General features: G+C 54.9%; 13 protein-coding genes. 7 read left to right on the forward strand and 6 right to left on the reverse strand.

Annotation, left to right across the window (positions count from 1 at the left end; genetic code table 11):
- Positions 1-21 precede the first annotated feature (21 nt).
- From CLV84_RS02455 to CLV84_RS02475, 5 genes are read left to right on the forward strand one after another with little or no spacing between them, the layout of a single operon-like run.
- The gene (locus CLV84_RS02455) at positions 22-3228 is read left to right on the forward strand and encodes a SusC/RagA family TonB-linked outer membrane protein (RefSeq protein WP_104418149.1); all 3207 of its coding nucleotides are present in this window, start codon (positions 22-24) and stop codon (positions 3226-3228) included.
- A 57-nt stretch (positions 3229-3285) separates the two neighbouring features.
- Positions 3286-4782 (forward strand): SusD/RagB family nutrient-binding outer membrane lipoprotein, encoded by a 1497-nt coding sequence (locus CLV84_RS02460; RefSeq protein ID WP_104418150.1) that lies wholly within the window; start codon positions 3286-3288, stop codon positions 4780-4782.
- A 33-nt stretch (positions 4783-4815) separates the two neighbouring features.
- Entirely contained in the window at positions 4816-5211 is a 396-nt protein-coding gene (locus CLV84_RS02465; RefSeq protein ID WP_104418151.1) for a peptidase associated/transthyretin-like domain-containing protein, read from the forward strand.
- Positions 5212-5255: 44 nt separating this feature from the next.
- A complete protein-coding gene (locus tag CLV84_RS02470; RefSeq protein ID WP_104418152.1) occupies positions 5256-6437 on the forward strand; it encodes a pyridoxal phosphate-dependent aminotransferase in 1182 nt (393 codons plus the stop codon).
- A gap of 53 nt (positions 6438-6490) precedes the next feature.
- On the forward strand, positions 6491-7591 hold the full coding sequence (locus tag CLV84_RS02475; protein ID WP_104418153.1) for an AEC family transporter: 1101 nt from the start codon (positions 6491-6493) through the stop codon (positions 7589-7591).
- An 11-nt stretch (positions 7592-7602) separates the two neighbouring features.
- Here the strand turns inward: CLV84_RS02475 and CLV84_RS02480 are convergent, their stop codons facing one another.
- From CLV84_RS02480 to CLV84_RS02495, 4 genes are all read right to left on the reverse strand, one after another.
- On the reverse strand, positions 7603-7986 hold the full coding sequence (locus CLV84_RS02480) for a PRC-barrel domain-containing protein (RefSeq protein ID WP_104418154.1): 384 nt from the start codon (positions 7984-7986) through the stop codon (positions 7603-7605).
- Between the two features lie 20 nt (positions 7987-8006).
- A complete protein-coding gene (locus CLV84_RS02485; RefSeq protein WP_170067536.1) occupies positions 8007-8480 on the reverse strand; it encodes a hypothetical protein in 474 nt (157 codons plus the stop codon).
- Positions 8455-8823, reverse strand: coding sequence for a phage holin family protein (locus CLV84_RS02490; protein WP_104418156.1), 369 nt, complete (start codon positions 8821-8823; stop codon positions 8455-8457). Before CLV84_RS02490 ends, CLV84_RS02485 begins: the two co-directional genes overlap by 26 nt.
- Positions 8824-8913: 90 nt before the next feature.
- The gene (locus CLV84_RS02495; protein ID WP_104418157.1) at positions 8914-9390 is read right to left on the reverse strand and encodes a YtxH domain-containing protein; all 477 of its coding nucleotides are present in this window, start codon (positions 9388-9390) and stop codon (positions 8914-8916) included.
- A 250-nt stretch (positions 9391-9640) separates the two neighbouring features.
- Between CLV84_RS02495 and CLV84_RS02500 the strand changes: the two genes are divergently transcribed.
- Positions 9641-10183 carry an XRE family transcriptional regulator gene (locus tag CLV84_RS02500; protein WP_104418158.1) on the forward strand — a complete coding sequence of 181 codons (543 nt, stop codon included), beginning with the start codon at positions 9641-9643 and terminating at the stop codon, positions 10181-10183.
- 150 nt (positions 10184-10333) lie between these two features.
- On the opposite strand, the gene CLV84_RS02505 is transcribed toward CLV84_RS02500, so the two are convergent.
- Positions 10334-10867 carry a response regulator transcription factor gene (locus CLV84_RS02505; protein WP_104418159.1) on the reverse strand — a complete coding sequence of 178 codons (534 nt, stop codon included), beginning with the start codon at positions 10865-10867 and terminating at the stop codon, positions 10334-10336.
- Positions 10868-10884: 17 nt separating this feature from the next.
- Entirely contained in the window at positions 10885-11208 is a 324-nt protein-coding gene (locus CLV84_RS02510) for a thioredoxin family protein (RefSeq protein ID WP_104418160.1), read from the reverse strand.
- Positions 11209-11556: 348 nt separating this feature from the next.
- On the opposite strand from CLV84_RS02510, the gene CLV84_RS02515 reads away from it, so the two are divergent.
- Entirely contained in the window at positions 11557-12069 is a 513-nt protein-coding gene (locus CLV84_RS02515; RefSeq protein WP_104418161.1) for an RNA polymerase sigma factor, read from the forward strand.
- The last annotated feature ends 168 nt before the right edge of the window (positions 12070-12237 follow it).

A 12237-nucleotide genomic window follows, 5' to 3' on the forward strand; every position in this document is an offset into this window, starting at 1 on the left:
CGGGGCAACATCCACTAGTCTATGAAACCAATTACAACTGCACTGGGCCTGCTCGTGCTGCTTTCCGGTAGTTTGTCCGCCCAGAGAACCTTATCCGGATCGGTTACTGACGATAGCGGTCCGCTGATCGGCGCGACCGTTATGGCGCAGGGCACGACGATCGGCACGGTAACGGACCTGGACGGTTTGTTCGCGCTTTCCGTGCCCGAAGGCATCGAAAGCCTGCTGGTTACCTACACGGGCTACGAAGGCAGGACGATTCCGATTACCGCCGCCTCCGAATACGAAATTTCCCTGGACGAGTCAGCCCTGGACCTCAGCGAGGTAGTAGTAACCGCCCTCGGGGTAAAGCGGGAAAAGAAATCGCTGGGCTACGCGGTCCAGGATCTGGACGGCGAGGCGATCGAACAGACGCGCAGTACCAACGTCATCAACGGCCTGTCCGGTAAAGTGGCCGGTCTCCAGGTTTCGGCCGGCAACGTACCCGGCGGCGGATCCCAGGTGGTGATCCGAGGCAACAGTTCGGTGCTCGGTAACAACCAGCCGCTGTATGTTATCGACGGGGTTCCAATGGAGGGTGATTTTGCCGCTCCGATCGACGGAGCCACCGACAACAACGTCTACGGGGGCGGCATATCCGAGATCAGCCCGGATAATATCGAGTCCATCACCGTCCTCAAAGGCGCGAACGCCGCGGCGCTCTACGGTAGCCGGGCCGCTAACGGCGTAATCCTGGTTACGACCAAGAGCGGTGCCAACGCGGAAGGGCTTACGATCAGCTACGCCGGCAGCTATTCCATCGAGAATCCCTTTGTCGTTCCCGAGTTTCAGAATATCTACGGTGGTGGCACCGGTGGGGTGACCTGGTATTCTGACGGGCGCAATGGCGGCATCACGGACCCCCTGGCCCTCGAGCAGTTCCGCAGCGTGTATCCGAACGCACCGCTGGTCGGGACGGCCGGTGTCGACGAAAGCTGGGGTGCCCCCATGGACGGGCGCCTCGTACGGCACTGGTGGTCCGGAACGGAGGTGGCCCCCCTGGTGCCGGTCCCCGACAGCTGGAGCAACTTTTGGGATACCGGCAACACCTCGAACAACACCCTCAGTATTTCCAACAACTACGGGACGGGCAATTTCCGCTTCAGTTTTGGTCGCATGGATACCAAGGGCATCATGTACAACAACGATTACGAGCGGAACAACTTCCGTCTTAACATCGACCAGGAACTGGCTCCGAAACTGAAGGTGAGCGTGAGTTCGGAGTACATCAAATCCGGCTCCGATAACCGCCAGCAGCCCGGACTGTGGGAACTCGGCACCTGGCACCATCGCCACGACGACTGGGGGGTACTGCGTAACTACGCCGATTACATGGACGTGCACATCGTGCGGGAAGGAGATTGGTACCCCTACGCCAACTGGCAGCATTCCTTCGCTTCCAACCGCTTCTACGAGCAGGAAAACCTGACGAACGCGAACGAAAAAGATCGACTGCTCGGCAACGTCGCCTTCACTTACGAATTTTTGCCTTCCCTTAGCCTGATGGTGCGGGCCGGTACCGATATGTGGACCGACACCCGCAGATCCGTCAATCGGTACGCCAGTATCAAGAGTGGAAACGAACTGAACGAGTCGTTCAGCGAAGACGTACTCCGCCGCCAGGAAACCAACCTGGACTTTATCCTGACCTACAACAACTACTTCGGGGAAGACTTCAGCGTCAACGCCCAGTTCGGCGGCAACCACCGCAGCAACTACTTTAAGCGCAACTACATCGGCGTCAACGACGCCACCATCAATGGCCTCTATAACGTATCCAACAACGCCAGCCAGAACACGAACGTAAGCCGGATCGAGGAAAAGGAAGTGAACAGCTTTTTCGGAGCGGCTAGTTTCGGTTACAAAAGCTTCCTGTATCTCGACGTGACCGCTCGCAACGATTGGTCGAGCACTTTACCCGTTGAAAACAACAGCTATTTCTACCCCTCCGTCAGCCTGAGTGGCGTGATCACGGATGCCCTGAGCATCAGCAGCCCCATCCTCAGCTACGCCAAAGTGCGGGCCGGTTGGGCACAGGTCGGTTCCGACACGGACCCATACCGTTTGCGTCAGGTGTTCGCCCCGGCTACGCCCTGGAATGCCACCACACCGCTGTTTGCCGAACAGGCAACCATCGCCAACTCGGATTTGCGTCCCGAACGGACCACCGGTAAGGAAGCGGGCCTCGACCTGCGCTTTCTGGGCGGCCGTATCGCACTGGACGTGACTGCGTACGAGCAAACCACCGAAGATCAGATCATCAATATCGCGGTGAGTCGGGCGACGGGCTACGGCAGTAAGTTGATCAACGCCGGTAAGGTGCGCAACCGGGGCGTCGAGGTTATCCTGTCCGGGGCAATCGTCGATCTGCCGAAGTTCGGTTGGGACGTGTCCCTGAACTACGCCAAGAACAACAATACCGTCCTGGAGCTCTACACCGATGAGAGCGGCAACGAATTGGAAACGATCGTCCTGACCAGCCTGCGCGGACTCAGCCTGGAAGCCCGGGTAGGTCAACCCTTCGGCACACTCTTCGGCTCCGGTTTTGCCCGGGTACCCGATGGAGAACTGGCCGGCGAGATCATCTTCGAGAACGGGATACCCGTGAAGGATCCGGATTTGAAGGTGCTGGGCAACGTCAATCCCGACTGGATCGGCGGTATCCGCAACACCTTCCGCCTCGGAGCATTCAGCGCGAACGTGCTGGTCGATGCGCGGGTAGGGGGAGAGATTGCCGAGCAAAGTACGTCGTTGGGTATGCAAACCGGGGTTTATCCCATGACGGCCATTGGCCGGGAGGAGGGCGTAATCGGTAACGGTGCCCGTAACATCGGTGACGGCGAAACCCCGATCTACGTAACCAACGACGTGGTCGCACCAACCCGCGACGTAGTCGGTGCCCTCAGTCCACGCTACGCCAACGAAGGGGCCATCTTCGACGCCAGTTTCGTCAAGCTGCGGGAGGCGGGCATCACCTATGCGCTGCCCCAGGCGCTGCTGAGCAACGTATCCTTCATCCGGGCGGCCAGTATCAGCCTGATCGGTCGCAACCTGGCCATGCTGTACAGCAACCATAGCCAGATCGACCCGGAATTCAACGTATCCGGAGGAAACCTGCTGGGAGCACTGTCCTACACCACGATTCCCAGTACCCGCAGTTTCGGGGTGAACCTGAACGTGACCTTTTAAGGCAGTCTTTTTTCCCGCGCCCCGGCGCCCTACCTCCCAACTCCAATTACGAATACGATGAACGCTACATACTTATTTCTGCCTTTCCTGACCGTTCTGTTGCTGCTGAGTTCCTGCGACGAGGGATTCGAGGAGCTGAACGCAAACCCCAATGAACCGGAGCTCGTGCCCCCCTCCACGCTTTTCCCGCTGGCGATTCGCGAAGCAGCGCAGCGTATCCACGGTCACAGTACCCGAAACGAGCGGCTGAACCTCGACGGCGGCATGCTCTGGATGCAGTATTTCGCCCGTAATCAGTACGTGAACGAGGGCGATACGTATAACCCTGCGGCCACCCTGCGTAGTGAAAACTGGGACGGCTTCTACACCGAAAGCCTGGTCAATCTTCAGACGGTGATCAACCTGACTAGCGACCCCGAGAGCGAGGATTACAACCTGAATTACGCCGCCGCGGCTACGATCATGCGGGAATACGTCTTCTCCATCGTCACGGATACCTGGGGCGCTATACCCTACACCAATGCGCTGGACGGGGCCACCGAGGGCAATCTCGCACCGGCTTACGACAGCCAGGCCACCGTATACGCCAGTATGCTGGCTAACCTGAAGGCGGCCAGCGAACAACTGGATCCGGCCGGTGCGCCGATTGAAAAAGACATTCTCTTCGGCAGCGATATGATGATGTGGAAAAAGTTTGCCAACAGCCTGCGGTTGCGGCTGGCGAACCGACAAGCAAAACAGGAACCGGCGGCCAGTGCCGAGGTCTTCCGGGAAATCATGGGTGACCCGGCTACCTATCCCATCGTCACCCCCGATGAGGATGGACTTTACTTTCAACCGACCGTCCGCCAGAGCGGCGAAAACAACAACAGCTGGAACGAAACGATGGTCTACGGCGGCCGGGAGGACTGGTCGATCAGTACGACACTTATCGCTGCCATGGCCGATAATGCCGGGGAGGTAGTGGATCCGCGCCTGGAGATTTACGCCGAACCGGCCCTGGCCGGCGACTACGCCGGTAAGTATGCCGGGGCGCCCAATGGATTACCGGAAGGCGACGCCGTGGCCTACTATACGACGGCAAGCCGACCGGGCGCCTACTTCATGGGAGAGACCTCGGCAATTCCACTAATCACCCGGTCGGAAATCGATTTTATCCTGGCCGAAGCTAGCCTGGACGGGGACTTCACCGGCGGGTCCGCTCCTTCGGAATACCTGCAGGCCGGCGTCGAAGCCAGCTTCAAGCGGTACGGACTTACCGTGCCGGACGGTTACCTCGCCGGCCTGTCAACGGATATGGAAACCATTATCACCGAAAAATGGAAAGCATTATTCCCGCAAGGCATCGAGGCCTGGACCGAATACCGCCGGACCGGGTATCCCGTGCTTCCGCAGCCCGACCCCCGCGCCGTCATGGAAAACGAAGGGAAGGTCCCCACCCGGTTGCGGTACCCGGAGTCGGAATACAGCCTGAACGCGGCGAACGTAACCGCCGCCGTGGGCATGAACGGGGGGCCGGACAACAAACTGACCGCCCTTTGGTGGGCCGAATAAACCGCTACTTATCAGATGACAATCGCTAGTATCATGAAATACCTATTCCTTTTTCTTCTACCCCTCAGTTTCCTAACCACTGCATGCCTGGAGGACGAAAACGCCTTCACCGTAGAAGCTTCGCCGGTAAAGGCGGATATTCTGATGGTGTCGGATCCGGCTGACGAAACCGTCGTTTACCAGGGCACTTTTACCGAATTAGATAAAGATGGTATCCTCGACGCCACCGTGGGTATCATCGCCACTCCGGTGGCCAACCTGGAGCTTTCGATTACGGACCAGGAACAGAACCTGCTGGAAAGCATCGTGACCGATGCGGATGGCAGGGCCACGTTTTCGGTAGCCGCCGCTTCCCTTGCCGGCGTAACGAGGCTCGAATGGGCCGGTAGTTACAACGGTAAAGCCTTTCGTATCCTCAAAAACCTGTAGGTAAAACCTTCCCGTTTCCCATTATCACCCTTCAACAATTTCTTATGCATTCGACTACTTCCACCAGCCGCCGCAGTTGGCTGCGCCGGGCTGCCCTGACGGGGGCCGGGCTAGCTGCTATTCCCTCTCTACAACTCGGGGCCGCGCCCCGGGTCGTCCGCAAAGCTTCCTTTCGGGAGTATCTACCGCAACTGGAATGGGAGCATTCCCTGGCCAAGCGACCGCCGCTCAAGGCCAGAATGCTGGCCAACGAGAATCCCTACGGTCCGTCACCAATGTGTATCGAAGCCGTAGCGAAGAGTGCTTCTGCCGGTAATCGGTACCAGCACGAGGCTGCCGCTGAGCTCCGCAAAATGATTGCCGACTTTGAAGGGGTGCCGGAGGATTACATTATGGTTACACCCGGCTCGAGCGATGTGCTGGAAAAGATGGCTATCGTTCACTTTCTGGGTGGCGGTAACGTCGTGGCGGCCGATCCGGCGTACATGTCATTGATCAAAGTCGTCATGGGCATGGGAGGTACCTGGAATAAGGTAAAGGTCACCGACGATTGGGCGCACGATCTGCCCGCCATGAAGAACGCGGTCAACGCGGATACGAAGATGGTGTACATCTGTAACCCGAACAATCCTACGGGAACGCTTACGGATAACGCTGAGCTGCAGACATTCTGCAGGGAGGTTTCCGCTGACGTGCCGGTCTTTGTAGACGAGGCGTACCTGGAATTTTTGCCCGACTACAAGTCAAAAACTATGGTGCCGCTTATCCTAGAGGGGAAGAACGTCATCGTTGCCCGGACCTTCTCCAAGATTCACGGTATGGCCGGCCTGCGCGTCGGTTACGCGGTAGCGCTCCCCGAAACGCTGGAAAAAGTAGGGGAGATTAGCAGGGGAGCCATGGGGCTTTGTAAAACCTCCCTGGAAGGTGCGATGGCCAGCATGAAGGATACGGATTTTCAGGAAGCCAGCCGGATGCAGACGACCGCATTCCGCGAACAGGTCTACGCCGGCCTGGAAGGAATGGGTTTGAAGTACGTCCCTTCCCATACCAGTTTCGTACTCTTCCCGATCGAAATGGGCGGGGAAGTCTTTCTGGAGGGGATGTTCGATCGGGGCATCGGTGTCCGGTCCTTCGACATTCACGGCAAGAACTACTGCCGGGTTAGCGTAGGCAAACCCGAAGAGGTGGACATGTTCCTCTCTGCCCTCCAAGAAGTATTAGTGTGAATTGATTGCCGCCGGCGTGCCATCGGGTACGCCGGCGCTACCAAACCGATAAAATGAATCCAGCCCTACAAAAAACGCTTGCGTTTCTTCTCCTAATTATTGCCGGCTACCTTATACAAAGTAAAATACAGGCGAAGAACGAGCTAAAGGGCGTAAAAGTCCTGATTCTCAGCATTGTCCTTCCCGCTACGATCTTCGTGGCCTTGCTACGGGTGGAAGTCTCCCGGAGCATGCTGATTCTACCCCTCTTAGCGCTGGTGCTTAACGCAGCACTGTACTTCGCGTCTACCCTTGCGCTTCCTAAGCTGGGCTTTGAGAAGGAAAGTCCTCAGTTACGTACCATGTTGCTATTGGTCCCCTCTCTAGCGCCCGGTCTGAGTGCTTTCCCCTTCATTCTCGAATACCTCGGAGACGGAGAATTGGCACTGGCCGCGCTGGCCGACGTGGGAAACAAGGTTTTCGTGCTGGTGATCCTTTACTTGGTGGCGATGAATTGGTACTACCGCCAGCGTGGGGAAGCGGCGGCCGTTCCCAACCGCAGCGGGAAACTAAAAGAGTTGGGGGTTGCCCTGCTGGCCGAGCCGGTTAACCTGGTTATCCTCGTTGCCATCTTTATGATTTCTTTCGGTTTTGATCTCGAAAGTCTGCCCTTCTTTTTAAGCGACACCGTAGCCCGCCTGGCAAGCCTAATGACACCGATCGTGCTGCTCTTCATCGGCATGGCCGTGAACTTTCAAAAACGCGAGATGGCGCTCATTTTGCGCGTGCTCTGCTACCGATCCGGGCTTGCATTTGGTTTAAGCGGTCTATTGATCCTGGCCATGGGCCTTACCGGCCCGCTAGCACTTCTGGCCGTAGTATTCGCTCAGTGTGCCGTCAGTTTCTGGCCGTTCGCCCATATGTCCGCGGTGGAGGTTCTGCGGCAGGAGGCTACTCCCCAGGTCTTTGACCTCGATCTCGGATTGAACGTACTGGCTTTTTCCCTTCCGTTCTCGACGGTAGTGATCCTGTCGGTGCTGAGCTTCGAGGATTGGTTTGCCTCCCCTACGGTATTGTTTCCTTCCGCCCTGATCATGGTGGTTTACCCGGCCATCTACCTGTTGCGCCCGTATTTCCAGGAGGTCAGAGCGGATACGGAGAATGCCCGAGCGTAGAGCGAGGGGAGTCAGTCGTTGTCGCTACGGTGACCTGCGGCTGCGGAATTGATGATCACCAAGCGGTTAAATTCAGCCAGGTCCTTTACTTCCGAATCATCGTATTGCTGCGGCAGATCCAAAAAAAAACTGTGCTCGTCGTTACCTAGCTTCCCACTGAAATTCAGTACCTCATCCTCGTCGTCGAAGTAGAAGTAGCTGTGATGGACCGCGTAGTAGTCTTCGATGGCAGGCTCGCCTTTTTCTTCGGCGGCAAGCGGGCAAAGGATGAAGTAGGTGATTTTTCCCGTGTCTTTATTACAGATCACGTCATATACTACGGCGATCGGGTTTCCTTTGCCAATGAATACTTCCGATCCCAACGTGGCGGAAAGAGAGACGATCAGCGTGGTCATTACGTAAGGCCCGTTATGCCTTAGGACCGACGGGCGCTGGCGTTAGCACGCTGTGCAGCCTCCTTGGCTTTGTGCGTCTGGAAGGCTCCGATCACGGCTTGAAGGACGGGGATTACCACGCGCAAGGATCCAACCAAGCCGGTGAACGTCTTCAGGCGACTTCGCTTGCTGCGAGATCTACCCTCCTTATACGGAGTACCGTCAGGGTATTCGTGGATAACTTTTGTTTCCTTGATGACTTGTTGCTTCTTGTTGGAAGATGACAGGATGCTGTTTAAGAGCATGAGCCCTACTACGGCACCACCGGCCGGTGCGGCTACCTTCTTCACGAGAAAGTTGGTAGCGTTTCCACGCGTGGTGCCGATCGAGTGTGCAAATTCCCTTTTGGCCAGCTCGGTTTCCATCCGGACTTGTTTCTTCCGGCGTTGCAGCTCACCGAGGGTCTTTATTTTGGATTCGCGTATCATATCAGACTTCTTTACCGTCGTGTTCAAAAAACTTAGATATTACCTTACTCACTACCGGGTTCGTGATCAGGGTGTCCTTGAGCACGAGAACGAGTAATAAAACGACCAGTAATAACAGGGCAACCGCGCCGAACCCGTAAACAAAGCTTTCGAAGGCCAGGGTCAGGGCAAACCCCAGGGTGATGAGTAGAAAGATCAGCGTTATAAGCCCAACGACCGCCAGCACAACCCCGGTTACGATGCCGGAAATAGTAGTAGCTGAAGTTTCGGCGAGGTTCAGCTTAAAATACTCAATTTTTTTTTCGACCAGTCGGTTGATGTAGCCGTAGCTTTCACCTAACTGTTCGAGAAGTTCTTCTTTTGCCTGCATGGGTGTGGGTTTATATAGAAACGGCCATGCAGTTGTGGTGACATTGCATGGCCGTAATGTAGAAAGGCTTTCGCGAAGCCGGATGAACGCCTAGCTCTCGGTAGTACGATCGATCTTTTCGCGATTCTCGTCCATTTTCCGTTCCGCTTTATTTACTCCACGGTTGAAGCTGCTCTCCGCGGTATTGACTGCAGACTGGGCATTTTGGTTCGCCTTTGTAGTTTGCTTGTCGATGGTGGACCGCGCCGATTCGGCTTGGTGGGATGCCCACTCCTTACCTTCGTCGAGTTTCACCTTTGCCTGATTAGTCAGTTCGTTGGTTTTCGTTTTGGCCTGGTTGAGGTACTCCTGGCCTTTCACCTTTGCGTCTTCGACGAGCTGGTTGGCTTTAGTAGTGACCTCTTGGCTGTACTGGTTGATTTGGTTGCCGTACTCATCAAACTGAGCGCGGGCCTTGCGTTGCATGGAGCGTCCTTCATTGGAGTTGAGATAATATCCTACGGCGATGCCAGCGATAAGTCCAAATCCGAGGGCCCATCCTTTTCCTGAGCTGTTATTGTCGTTCATTATGAGGAAATTTTAAGTTAACGAGCATCGATAATGACGCACATAATTATATCGTACGCTGGTCCCGGATGTTCATTGTCGACCGCCACAACCTCAACATTTTGGTGGGATCCGGTGCGTTTGAGGCTCCGGTCGGGAGTAAATCCAGGTTTAGAGTTTCATTTTAGCAATTATCGTGTAATGTGAACCAAAGATTCAGCGTTTAAACCTTATCTTTAAACCATTCTCATAAAACTTTCAACCCCGGAAATTGAATTTCTTATCAAGTAACATCAAGTTTCTGCGCAAGCAGCGGAAGCTATCCCAGCAGCAGTTGGCCGATGACCTTGGGGTCAAGCGCAGTAATATTGCTGCCTATGAGACCAAGAACGTAGAACCACGCCTTGCCCTCATCAATGAGATGGCCTTGTACTTTTCGGTACCCTTAGAAGATCTGGTGACAACCGATCTGAAAACCACTTTTACGAATCGCGACGCGCTGGGCATGCGCGGAGATAAAGGGCTTCCTCCCACTTCCGTGGATGAGATAGCCCAGCTTTCCGGTAAGATTCACCGCATGCTGGACGGCTTCAAAGTTTTCTATGAGTTCAAGAAGAAAATGAATGAAGTCAGCGCCGAAACGCCGGTAGGAGACATCGACAACTTCCTCACCTTCATCAATCATATGCTGGAGTACAACCGGTTGATCGAAAATATCGTGAAAACGAACGATCGCTCAGGCGCGCCGTCCGCCGCCAACCCGGATATGTCTCCGATCAGGCCGGTCGCGGCGGAAGTCGTGACCGCGTCCTAAGTCGTTTGGATGACCTGTGCCCGGGTCGGCTCCATGTTCACGGGTAAGTTGCAGGTACGAGCGGTTAGTGGCACTTTATGACTCTATCCGGAAGCTCGTGTTCTGGCTTCGCTTCATTTGCGCGGATAGCCGGTGCGGGAAAACGGCAGCTCACCCCATGTTGTCGGCTACTTCTTGTAAGCTAAGGGCGAGCTCGTCGCTGCCTGGAAAATTAGCTTGCCGCAATTGAGCGATGCTTTTCCGAAGTTTGATCTGATTGCTACGCCGCCGCTCCCACTCGATTTCCCGTTGGGCCATGGCCTGCTCGTTTTGCTTTACAACGGTTGAAAGCAATTCGGGGAGGTTGCGAAGATTTTCCTTGAGCAGGTAACCGGAAGCACCGGTAAGGACAGCCTCTGCTACTTTCTCTTCGTCGTTAAGTATGCCGGTAATAAAAACGAACGGAGTGCTATCCAGGTGCTCCCGCACGTAGAGAAGCGCCTCCAACCCGTTCATGTCGGGCAGGTTGTAATCCGACAGCACGATGTCCGGCTGGAACATGACCACCTTCTCCTGAAATTCGGCCCGGTGTTTCGCCACGGCGAATAGGACATTCGGGTTGAACTTACGGACCTGGCGCTTGACCAGTTCCAGGTCAACCGGCATGTCTTCCAGGATAAAAACCTTAAAAATATCCTCGCTCACTGGTTCCGTTATTTATCTTAAGAGTTGCGTTCGATCATTTCAACGATGCTGCTGCCGCCCACGGCTCCGGTAGTGCGTTCGATGAGTTCACCATCTTTAACGAGTAGAAGCCCGGGCGGATTAGTGACATTGAAAACTTTGCAGATCCGCGGGGAGGCCTCTACGTCAGCTACACCAAAGAATACCTTCGTGTAGCGATTGGAAAGACCCTCGAGTAAGGTACGCATAATAATCCCGTGCCCGTCCCAGGTGGACGTAATCAGAAGCACCGATAATCCGGTGTGGGCCAAGACTTCGTTGACCTTGTCATCATTGATGTGGGTAAGGTTTTGCCCTTGCATGGATCTGATTCCGGATTTGCGTAAGCGATCGAGTCAGGCTTGAGACGAACTGAACATCTATTCAAGAGGGAGCAGGATGGAAAGCTTTGGTCGGGTTAACGAGGGCGTGGGAATCATGTTCGCACACTGGCCGTAAACTTCCGAAAAGTAGTAGGGGATTGGCAGCAGCCAAGGCAGGCACACCGATCGCTGGTTATTGTATATAGTCAATTGCTTATATTAAGCTAGCATTAATACAATGTTCAGGCGGCTAAGCGACTAAACATCAGCAAAATAGATTGTTGGCACGGCTTTTGCACGACTATCGGAGAGTGCATTTGAGATTTTTCATACATTTTAAGCTTTAGCATGACCAACCAGCAGTTTATGTCCGAAATGGACCGCCTCGAGAACATCCTCTTCTCGTTTGCACTTCGCCTCACCAGAAACTATGAAGACGCACAGGACCTGATGCAAGAAACGATTTTCCGAGCTTACAAGCACCGGGATAAGTTTGCGATGGGAACTAATTTCAAGAGTTGGTCATCCACGATTATGCGTAACACCTACATCAACCGCTACCGGAAGATGAAGAGTCGCAAGCACGTCAATGAACCCGTGGAGAGTTTCCTCTTCGCCGTCGAGAACAAAAGCGCGATCGCCAACGGAGGTGAGATGAATATGCGGATGGAGGAGCTGGAAGACAAGCTTCGTCAGATCAGTGAGATCTACAGCGTTCCCTTCCTCATGTTTTACCGGGGTTACGAGTACAAAGAAATTGCCAGCTACCTGAACATTCCCATTGGTACGGTCAAGAGCCGCATCTTCCTTGCACGGAAGAAACTGAAGGCTTTGATTGGGGAGCGTCCGGCTGCCTTATAGATCTACTTAACGTCAACATTTCGAAAAGTTAATGGAGGGGAAGGGTCCGAAAGGATGCCTTCCCCTCTGCTTTGGCGGAACTTGGCTCGCACAACTTTTGCTCGGAGAAGTTGTAGCTGTCTACCGAATAACCTTACATTCGGTTTAAGGGATGACCGGGCCGGACCG

The sequence above is a fragment of the Neolewinella xylanilytica genome (genome assembly GCF_002934605.1).
Taxonomy (GTDB): Bacteria; Bacteroidota; Bacteroidia; order Chitinophagales; family Saprospiraceae; genus Neolewinella; species Neolewinella xylanilytica.

Coding starts and splice junctions, on each gene's coding strand:
- CLV84_RS02455 (WP_104418149.1), top strand. CDS start 22: ATGAAACCAATTACAACTGCACTGGGCCTGCTCGTGCTGCTTTCCGGT.
- CLV84_RS02460 (WP_104418150.1), top strand. CDS start 3,286: ATGAACGCTACATACTTATTTCTGCCTTTCCTGACCGTTCTGTTGCTG.
- CLV84_RS02465 (WP_104418151.1), top strand. CDS start 4,816: ATGAAATACCTATTCCTTTTTCTTCTACCCCTCAGTTTCCTAACCACT.
- CLV84_RS02470 (WP_104418152.1), top strand. CDS start 5,256: ATGCATTCGACTACTTCCACCAGCCGCCGCAGTTGGCTGCGCCGGGCT.
- CLV84_RS02475 (WP_104418153.1), top strand. CDS start 6,491: ATGAATCCAGCCCTACAAAAAACGCTTGCGTTTCTTCTCCTAATTATT.
- CLV84_RS02480 (WP_104418154.1), bottom strand. CDS start 7,986: ATGACCACGCTGATCGTCTCTCTTTCCGCCACGTTGGGATCGGAAGTA.
- CLV84_RS02490 (WP_104418156.1), bottom strand. CDS start 8,823: ATGCAGGCAAAAGAAGAACTTCTCGAACAGTTAGGTGAAAGCTACGGC.
- CLV84_RS02495 (WP_104418157.1), bottom strand. CDS start 9,390: ATGAACGACAATAACAGCTCAGGAAAAGGATGGGCCCTCGGATTTGGA.
- CLV84_RS02510 (WP_104418160.1), bottom strand. CDS start 11,208: ATGCAAGGGCAAAACCTTACCCACATCAATGATGACAAGGTCAACGAA.
- CLV84_RS02515 (WP_104418161.1), top strand. CDS start 11,557: ATGACCAACCAGCAGTTTATGTCCGAAATGGACCGCCTCGAGAACATC.